This window comes from Novosphingobium sp. B-7 (assembly GCF_000410615.1).
Lineage (GTDB): Bacteria > Pseudomonadota > Alphaproteobacteria > Sphingomonadales > Sphingomonadaceae > Novosphingobium > Novosphingobium capsulatum.
In genome coordinates this window covers 1-6,412 of sequence record NZ_KE148499.1, presented here as the reverse complement: position 1 = coordinate 6,412, position 6,412 = coordinate 1, and the positions used below count along the sequence as shown (strand labels likewise).

The 6,412-nt window shown below is 66.0% G+C and carries 3 protein-coding genes and 2 pseudogenes; 3 read left to right on the top strand and 2 right to left on the bottom strand.

Annotation, left to right across the window (positions count from 1 at the left end):
- Positions 1-718, bottom strand: a pseudogene (locus tag H926_RS35230) (ATP-dependent DNA helicase RecG); the annotation flags it as partial.
- Positions 719-782: 64 nt separating this feature from the next.
- On the opposite strand from H926_RS35230, the gene H926_RS0122300 reads away from it, so the two are divergent.
- The 3 genes and pseudogenes from H926_RS0122300 to H926_RS0122290 all read left to right on the top strand — a co-directional run bounded on the left by H926_RS0122300 (position 783) and on the right by H926_RS0122290 (position 5,597).
- Positions 783-1,082, top strand: a complete 300-nt coding sequence (locus H926_RS0122300) for a succinate dehydrogenase assembly factor 2 (protein WP_022678229.1) — start codon at positions 783-785, stop codon at positions 1,080-1,082.
- A gap of 169 nt (positions 1,083-1,251) precedes the next feature.
- Positions 1,252-4,762, top strand: a pseudogene (gene mfd / locus H926_RS29890) (transcription-repair coupling factor).
- Positions 4,763-5,012: 250 nt separating this feature from the next.
- Positions 5,013-5,597: an outer membrane protein gene (locus tag H926_RS0122290; protein WP_022678228.1), complete on the top strand. Its 585-nt coding sequence runs from the start codon at positions 5,013-5,015 to the stop codon at positions 5,595-5,597.
- 20 nt (positions 5,598-5,617) lie between these two features.
- On the opposite strand, the gene H926_RS29885 is transcribed toward H926_RS0122290, so the two are convergent.
- Positions 5,618-6,412, bottom strand: a 795-nt coding sequence (locus H926_RS29885) for an EAL domain-containing protein (protein ID WP_022678227.1), incomplete at its 5' end; no start/stop codon positions are given.

Below are 6,412 nucleotides of genomic sequence, written 5' to 3'. Positions count from 1 at the left end.
GCTGGCCAACCCGGTTGCGGTTGGCCGCGCGCACCAGCATCAGCGCCAGGGCATTGGCAAACAGTTCGTCATAGGCAAGCCGGTCCTTGGCGCGCTTGTCCGGCGCCTGGTGCGTGCGGGCCAGTGCTTCGTGCCATGCCGGCCATTCCTCGCGCGCCAGCAGGCCCGGCTCGATCCATTCGGGCAGGCGCGGCGCCTGGCCCAGCGCCTGGTGCACCAGGCTGGCGATACGCCCCTGCGTCAGCCCTTCCGACAGGGGATAGACCGCTTCGGTCAGGTGGCCCTGCAAGCCCGCGCTATCTTCGCTGACGTGGTCGGGGTGCACGATCTGCCAGGTCTGGCCATACTGGTCGAGCCGCCCGGCCACCCAGCGTTTCTCGCCCACCGGCAGCGCCTTTTTCGCGGTATAGGCCGCGCGCCCGAAATAGGTGACCGACACATGGTTGCCCACGCTGTCTTCGGCGATCACCCGAAACGGCCCGCGCCCGGCTGGCTGGCGATGCTCGCGCACGGTCAGCGCCACGATGATCTGCTCGCCCAGCGCGGCCTCGTCCAGCGTGGCCACGGCGCGCCGCTGCACGAAACGATCGGGCAGATGGTAGAGGAAATCGCGCACCCGCGTCAGCCCCAGCTTGTCGAGCGGGCGGGCAAGGCCGGCACCCACGCCCTTCAGGCTGGTGGCCTCGGCAAACAGGGGATTGAGCAGATCAGGGCGCATGGCGGCTCCATAATCACCATCGGGCCGTTGCGCCATGGGGCAAGCTGGCTTACCCGCAGCCGTCATGACCGAAACGACCGCGACTCCCGACTCCCCGCAGCTGGACGAAGCGCGCCTGCGCCGCATGAAATTCCGTGCCTGGCACCGCGGCACGCGCGAGGCCGATTACATGATCGGCTGCTTCTTCGACCGTTTCCACAGCCAGTGGGGCGAGGCCGAGGCCGTGTGGTTCGAAACCCTGATGGACGAAGAAGACGTCGATATCCTGGGCTGGGCACTGGGCACGCTGTCGGTGCCAGAGGAATATGCCGGGCCGCTGATGGACCGCATGCGCCAGCTGGACTACGTGGAGATTCCGCGCTGAGGGGTTGTGTTTCCCTCCCTTCGACAAGCTCAGGGCGAACGGAACGTTATTGCAATGCTTCGTGTTTTGTCCGTTCGGGCTGAACTTGTCCCCGCCCCGCATACCAACCTCCGTTCGCCCTGAGCCTGTCGAAGGGCGCGCACGCAACGCACGCTTTAAAGAACCGCCCATGCCAGACCTGACCCGCATTCTTTCCGCCCGCAGCCCGCTGACGCTTGCCAGCGTGGCGCGCGGTGCCCAGCCGCTGGTCATGGCCGACCTGGCCCGCGCCGCAGCGGCTGCGAAAGCCCAGGGCCGCTGCGTGTTCATCACGCCTGACGATGCCGCCCTGCGCGCGGTGGTGGAAAGCGCGGGTTTCTTTGCACCCGAGCTGGACGTGATCGATTTCCCGGCGTGGGATTGCCTGCCGTTCGATCGTGCCTCTCCCGCCCTGTCGATCAGCGCGCGGCGGCTGGCGGCGCTGCAAAAGCTGCAGCACAAGCGCGACGCGCGGCCGCAGCTGCTGGTCACCACGATCAATGCCGTGCTCCAGCGCACGCTTTCCCCGTTCCGCATCCGCGAATCCACCCGCCTGTTGACGCCGGGCGTGGAAATAGGCCGTGAAAGCCTGATCGCCCTGCTGCAACGCCAGGGCTATTCGCGCACCGATACCGTGGTCGATGCCGGCGAATATGCGGTGCGCGGCTCGATCTTCGATATCTATCCCACCGGGCTCGATCACGGGCTGCGCCTCGATTTCTTTGGCGACGAGCTCGAAACGCTGCGCCTGTTCGACCCCAGCACGCAGCGTTCGGTGCAGCCGGTGGAAACCCATCTGCTGCTTCCGGCAAGCGAGGCGCTGCTCGATGAAACGTCGATCAAGCGGTTCCGCAGCCGCTATCGCGAAATCTTTGGCGCCAATGCCACCAGCGATGCGCTGTACCAGGCGGTCAGCGAAGGCCGGCGCCTGGCCGGCATGGAGCATTGGCTGCCGCTGTTCGAAGAGCGCATGGTCACGCTGTTCGATCACCTGACCGAGGGCGATCTCGTCGTGCTCGATGCCGGCGCCGCCAAGGCCGCCGAAAGCCGGCTGGACGACATTGCCGATTACTATGCCGCCCGGACAGAGGCAGCGGCGCGCCAATCGGGCACCTATCGCCCGTTGAAGCCCGACGCGCTCTATCTGACGCGCGAGGAACTCGATCGCGCGCTGGCCGGCTGGCCAGTGCACCGCGCCACCATCTTTGCCGAGCCGGAAAGCGCCAGTGTCATCGACTTCGGCTTTGCCAGCGCGCGCGATTTTACCCCCGATCGCGCGCAGGGCGTCAATATCTATGAAGCGGCGGCCAAGCATCTCGCTGCGCTGGGCACGCGCGGGCGCAAGCCGAAAGCCGATCGTCGCGGCCTATACCACCGGATCGCGCGCGCGGCTGGCCTCGCTGCTGGCCGAGGCGGGCAAGCAGGCCCCGGCCCTGGCCGACACCTGGCAGGAAGCGCTGGGCCTGGCTGCCAGCGGCCGCCCGGTGGCCGTGGTCCTGCCGCTGGAACAGGGCTTTGCCAACGATACCCTGGAACTGCTGACCGAGCAGGACATCCTGGGCGACCGCCTGGTGCGCCGCAAGAAGAAGCGCAAGGACGCCGACGCCTTTTTGGCCGAGCTTTCCGCGCTGATCCCGGGTGACCTTGTCGTCCACATGGATCACGGCATCGGCCGGTACGAGGGGCTCGAAGCGATCACCGTGGGCAAGAGCCCACACGATTGCGTGCAGCTCACTTATGCCGGCGGCGACAAGCTCTATATCCCGGTCGAAAACCTCGACGTGCTGTCGCGCTATGGCGCCGAAAGCGAGAACGTCGCGCTCGACAAGCTGGGCGGCGAAGGCTGGCAACGGCGCAAGGCGCGCATGCGCGAGCGCATCCTGGAAATGGCCGGGCAGCTTATGGCAACGGCCGCGCTGCGCGCGCTGCGCCAGGCCGATGTCCTGGCGGTCGATCCCGCCAGCTATGGCCCGTTCGTCGATCGCTTCCCTTGGGAAGAGACCGAGGACCAGGACCGCGCCATCGACGACGTGCTGGGCGACATGGCGGAAGGCAAGCCGATGGACCGCCTGGTCTGCGGCGACGTGGGCTTTGGCAAGACCGAGGTGGCACTGCGCGCCGCGTTCGTGGCCGCCATGGCCGGGCACCAGGTGGCGGTGATCGCGCCAACCACCCTGCTCGCGCGCCAGCACTATGCCAATTTCGTCGAGCGCTTTTCCGGCTTTCCCATCCAGATCGGGCGCCTCTCGCGCCTGGTGCCGGCCAAGGAAGCGGCCGAAACCCGCGCTGGGCTCACCGCCGGCACGGTCGATATCGTCGTGGGCACCCACGCGCTTTTGTCCAAGTCGGTGGAATTCAAGCGTCTTGGCCTGGTCATCGTCGACGAGGAACAGCGCTTTGGCGTGACGCACAAGGAAAAGCTCAAGGAGCTCAAGACCGACGTTCACGTCCTCACGCTCACCGCCACGCCGATCCCGCGGACCTTGCAGATGGCGATGTCGGGCCTGCGCGAGCTGTCCACTATCCAGACCCCGCCGGTCGATCGCCTGGCGGTGCGCACCTATGTCATGCCGTGGGACGACGTGACCATGCGCGAGGCCTTGATGCGCGAACACCAGCGCGGCGGGCAGAGCTTCATCGTCGTGCCGCGCATTGCCGACATGGCCGAAGTGGAAGACTGGCTGCGCCTCAACGTGCCGGAAATCCGCTTTGTCACCGCGCACGGGCAGATGAGCCCGACCGAGGTGGAAGACCGCATGAGCGCCTTCTACGAAAAGAAGTACGAAGTGCTGCTCTCGACCACGATCATCGAAAGCGGCATCGACATTCCCAGTGCCAATACCATCGTGCTGCACCGCGCCGATCGCTTTGGCCTGGCGCAGCTCTATCAGCTGCGTGGCCGCGTCGGCCGCGGCAAGCTGCGCGCCTATGCCTATCTCACCTATCCCGAAGACCAGGCCCTGTCGGAAGTGGCAGAAAAGCGCCTGAAAGTGCTGGGCGATCTGGATTCGCTGGGCGCCGGGTTCCAGCTGGCCAGCCACGATCTCGACCTGCGCGGCGCCGGCAACCTGCTGGGTGACGAACAATCCGGCCACATCAAGGAAGTGGGCTTCGAGCTTTACCAGTCGATGCTGGAAGATGCGATCCTGGCGGCCAAGGCCGGCGATATCGGCATGGCGCGCGAACGCGATGCGCTCAGCCCGCAGATCACGCTCGATGCGCCGATCATGATCCCGGAAGACTACGTGCCCGATCTGGCCGTGCGCATGGCACTCTATCGTCGCATGAACGACGCCGAAGGCGCCGATGCCGTCGAAGCGCTGGCCGCCGAAATGATCGACCGCTTTGGCCCGCTGCCGCAGCCCACGCAGAACCTGTTGCAGCTGATCGAGGTGAAACGCCAGGCGATCGAGGCGCGCATCGCCAAGATCGACGTGGGGCCAAAGGGCGTGCTCGTCTCGTTCCACAACGACGATTTCCCCGATCCCATGGGGCTGATCGCCTATGTCGAGCGGCTGAAGGGCACGGCCAAGCTGCGGCCTGACAACAAACTGGTGATCCAGCGCGCCTGGGGCGATGCGCAAGGGCGGTTGAACGGCCTGGTGCAACTGACCAAGGGGCTCTCCACCATCGCGCGGCGGGCGGCGAAAAAGGCCGCCTGACCGCGTTGATTTCCGCGTCCGCTGCCAAGATCGCAGCGGTGGGCAAAAATGCAGATTTTCCAACCACCGAGCCAGCAAACCCGGCGGCAATCGTGTTCATGCGGCTTTTATGCCACACATAGTGTTACAAATCCCTGCATATCATGACCATGCGTTGACCATCCTGCCAGACAAAAACTATCGGCACGGGGCGATCACATCCCGGTGATGTTGTCAGCACCAAAAAATCACATTGCAGGACGATACCACAATGAAGAAGATCTTTGCCCTTGGCGCCGCCACGGCTGCTTTTGCTTGCGCCGCTCCCGCGATGGCCCAGGAAGTTGCCAATCACAGCGGCTTCACCGTTGGCGTTGTTGGTGGTTACGATCACGTGACCCTGGCCGTTCAGGGCGACAAGGGCAGCAAGGACGGCTTCGTCTATGGCGTCGTCGCCGGCTATGACTATGCCATGGGCCAGGGCAGCGTGGGCGTTGAACTGGAAGCCGATGGTTCCACCGTCAAGGAAAGCGATGGCACCGTGGCGCTCAAGGCCGGCCGTGACCTCTATGCCGGCGTGCGTGCGGCCTATGCCGTCAACCCGCAGGTTTCGGTCTATGCCAAGGGCGGCTACACCAACGCCCGCCTGCACCTTGACTATGGCAACACCGGCTATGGCTTCAACAACGGCGGTTTCCGCCTGGGCGGCGGCGTGGAAGTGGCCGTGAGCCAGCCGATCGTGGCCCGCGTTGAATATCGCTATTCCGACTATGGCCACACCTACATCGAAGGCCAGAACACCGGCATTTCGGTGCGTCGCCACCAGGTGGTCGCCGCGCTCGTCACGCGCTTCTGATCGGTTGTGCCGGGGCGCTGTTACGGCGCCCCGGACGCCAGGCGCGCCATCGCCGCGCCATCCAGCGGCCCGGCCCGCAGGAAGCCCTGGAACAGGTCGACCCCTTCCTGCGCCAGCACGGCCAGTTGCGCATCGTTTTCCACCCCTTCGGCCACGACGCTGAGTGACAGCGCCCGGGCCATGGCCACCATCGCGGCCAGGATCGCGCGATCGCGGTCATCGTGCGCCACATCGCGCACCAACGAGCGATCGAGCTTGAGCGTATCGAGCGGCAGCGCCTTGAGCGTGCGGAAGTTGGAAAAGCCGGTGCCAAAATCATCGAGCGCCACCGCCACGCCGCGTGCCGCCAGCGTGCGCAGCGCCGCCGCACACGCATCGAAATCGGCAATCAGGGTCTGTTCGGTAATCTCGATCGTCAACCGATCGGGGGCAAAGCCGGCCGCATCGGCGCGCGCCAAAAGAGCCGGCGCGAAATCGGGCAAGGCAAAATCCTCGGCCGTCACGTTCAGCGACAGGCGCAGCGGCGCGGGCCAGGCATGGGCCCCGGCCAGCGCCGTACTGGCAATCGCATGCGATAGCGGCGCCATCTGGTCGGCCCGCTCGGCCACGGCAAACAGCGTTTCCGCGCCGATCCGCCCGAGGCCAGGATGCTCCCACCGCGCCAGTGCTTCGGCACCCGCCAGCATGCCATCGCCCACGCGAAACTGCGGCTGATAGAGCACGGCGATCTCTTGCCGATGCAGCGCGCCGATCAGGTCGGCCTCCAGCCGGGCGACACTGCGCCCGCGCGCGCGGTGGCGGCCATCGGCCCAGGC